Origin of the sequence: Leptolyngbya sp. FACHB-36 (genome assembly GCF_014695955.1) — a bacterium.
In the GTDB taxonomy this organism is placed as follows: Bacteria; Cyanobacteriota; Cyanobacteriia; order Leptolyngbyales; family Leptolyngbyaceae; genus FACHB-36.
On record NZ_JACJPG010000066.1, the window covers coordinates 1 to 1,876 of the forward strand.

The 1,876-nt window shown below is 51.7% G+C and carries 1 protein-coding gene; it reads left to right on the forward strand.

All coding sequences use genetic code 11. The features are described from left to right. Positions 1–1,725, forward strand: a 1,725-nt coding sequence (locus H6F43_RS00925; protein WP_190340154.1) for an EAL domain-containing protein, incomplete at its 5' end; no start/stop codon positions are given. Positions 1,726–1,876 lie beyond the last annotated feature (151 nt).

A 1,876-nucleotide genomic window follows, 5' to 3' on the forward strand; every position in this document is an offset into this window, starting at 1 on the left:
GTCGATCGAGTCTACATCTATCAAACTCACCCGCATCCTGATACTGGACAGCCCGCGATGAGTATGCGCCATGAGTGGACGCACGAGTCTGTGGAGCCATCGATTCAGCAAGCTCACTGGCAAAACCAGCCCTACAGCACGTTTGGGATGACGCGCTGGTATGAGGCGCTCTCAAGAGGGACAGCCGTCAGCGGTGTGGTGCGGGAGCTGCCTCTTGCTGAGCAGACGTTGCTCGACCGAGATGGCATTCGCTCGATTCTCATGGTGCCAATTCTGATTGATGAGCAGTTTTGGGGACACATCGGCTTCGACGATTGCCACACCGATCGTCGCTGGACGAGCAACGAGGAGTCAATCCTTGTGGCAATGGCGGCGGGCATCGGCGGCACGCTCAAGCGTCAGCAGGCAGAAGCTACGATTCGCTACCAAGCCTGTCACGATCTGCTGACGAATCTGCCGAACCGTATGTTGTTCAACGATCGCCTACCACTGGCGCTAGCGAATGCTCATCGCGCTGGAACAATGCTTGCTGTTCTGTTCCTAGATCTGGATCGCTTTAAAACGATTAACGATACGTTAGGACATGTGATTGGCGACCAGTTGTTGCAGGCAGTAGCACAACGGCTTTCCGACTGTCTCCGTGAAGGAGATACTATTTCCCGCTGGGGCGGCGATGAGTTCACGCTGTTGCTTCCGCAGATCAGTCATGCCGAGGATGCTGCCAGAGTCGCCCAGCGAATGATTGAAGCCCTGAAGCCTGCGTTTCTTTTGGAGGGACACGAACTATATATCAGCTGTAGTATTGGAATTGCCCTCTACCCGCGTGATGGCGACGATGCTCAAACGCTATTAAAGAATGCCGATGCCGCCCTCTACCGGGTTAAAGAGCACGGTCGCAACAGCTTTCAACTCTACGCACCTGCAATTAACTCGACAGCATCAGAGCGGTTAGCTCTGGAGAGCAGCCTGCATGGTGCCGTGGAGCGTAACGAGTTTGTGCTGCACTATCAGCCTCAAGTGGATATTTACACTTGGAAAGTCACTCGCATGGAGGCGCTGCTTCGCTGGCAGCATCCCGAGTTTGGGCTAATTGCACCGAGGGTGTTCATTCCATTAGCAGAGGAAAATGGATTGATTATGACGATCGGTGAGTGGGTACTGCGAACTGCTTGCGCTCAGAACAAAGCGTGGCAAGATACTGGACTGCCAGCGTTACGGATTGCAGTTAATCTCTCTGCCCGCCAATTCCAGCAGCCGCAATTAGTTCAAATGATCGCGGCAATCCTGGCAGAAACCCAGCTTGATTCTAGTTACCTAGAGCTAGAAATTACAGAAACAACAGCAATGCAGAACGTAGTCTTAACGGCGTCTGTTCTACAAGAGCTGCACAACATGGGTATTCACGTCTCAATCGACGACTTTGGAACGGGCTACTCTGCACTGAGCTATTTAAAGAAGTTTTCGCTTCATACGATCAAAATAGATCAATCATTTGTCCAAGAGCTGCCAACCGACGTTAACGATAGCGCGATCGTACAAGCGATGGTAACACTAGGGCTGGGACTGAATCTCAATGTAGTAGCGGAAGGGGTTGAAACAAGAGAGCAACTTGAATACTTGCGATCGCTCAACTGTAGAGAAGTACAAGGTTATTTGTTCAGTCGTCCGCTTTCAACGGATGCAGCAACTACATTCTTGCGAGAGCAGATGATTGGTGATTCCTGAAAGGCAATTTTATTCGTGTTTAATCTAATCTGCAAAAGCACAAAGCGCCCCCGAGGGGGCGCTTTGCAGAATCAATCAATCGCTAGAAGACGAGAACTAGCCGTTGATGGAAGGAGCCGACAGAGCAACCGGAGCCGCTTCGCCTGCTGCC